This window comes from Rhodococcus sp. R1101, from assembly GCF_000278445.1.
GTDB lineage: Bacteria > Actinomycetota > Actinomycetes > Mycobacteriales > Mycobacteriaceae > Rhodococcus > Rhodococcus gordoniae.
Map to the genome: position 1 here is coordinate 1 of NZ_AJVB01000843.1, position 827 is coordinate 827.

Annotated in this window: 1 protein-coding gene and 1 pseudogene; both read left to right on the forward strand. The window is 70.4% G+C overall.

Annotated elements, in window-relative coordinates; genetic code table 11:
• Window positions 1–219: pseudogene (locus R1101_RS28795) on the forward strand (proteasome subunit beta); the annotation flags it as partial.
• Window positions 216–827 (forward strand): proteasome subunit alpha (gene prcA, locus R1101_RS0124660; RefSeq protein WP_016935791.1); only part of this gene is annotated, 612 nt, incomplete at its 3' end. The pseudogene R1101_RS28795 and the gene prcA, both read left to right, overlap by 4 nt.

An 827-nucleotide genomic window follows, 5' to 3' on the forward strand; every position in this document is an offset into this window, starting at 1 on the left:
GCCGACGCCGACGAGCAGAGCGCGCTGCGCACCGCCGTCGAGGCGCTGTACGACGCGGCCGACGACGACACCGCCACCGGCGGCCCGGACACCACCCGCGGGATCTACCCGACGGCGGTGGTGATCACCGCGGCGGGGGCCGTGGCGGTCGCGGAGGAAACCCTGTCCGAGCTGGCCCGCAGCATCGTGGCCGACCGCACCGCAGGAGATGCCCGGTGACACTTCCGTACTATGCGTCCGCCGAGCAGATCATGCGCGATCGTTCGGAGCTGGCCCGCAAGGGCATCGCCCGGGGCCGCTCGGTGATCGCGTTGACCTACGCCGACGGGGTGCTGCTGGTGGCGGAGAACCCGTCGAAGGCGCTGCACAAGATCAGCGAACTGTACGACCGGGTCGGTTTCGCCGCCGTCGGCAAGTACAACGAGTTCGAGAATCTGCGCCGTGCCGGGATCATGCACGCCGACATGCGCGGCTATTCCTACGATCGGCGGGACGTGACCGGGCGGGCGTTGGCGAATGCCTACGCGCAGACCCTGGGCACGATCTTCACCGAGCAGCCGAAGCCCTACGAGGTGGAGATCTGCGTCGCCGAGGTCGGTCGCGCCGACACCGAGGACGGCCCGCAGCTGTACCGCATCACCTACGACGGGTCGATCGTCGACGAACCGCAGTTCGTGGTGATGGGTGGTAACACCGAGCCGATCGTCACCGCGCTGCGCTCGTCCTACAAGGCCGGTCTGCCGCTCGACGAGGCGGTCGCCGTGGCGGTCACCGCGTTGCAGCAGCCGGCCACCGCCGATGCGGCGCCGCGGCTGCTCGGCCGCGGC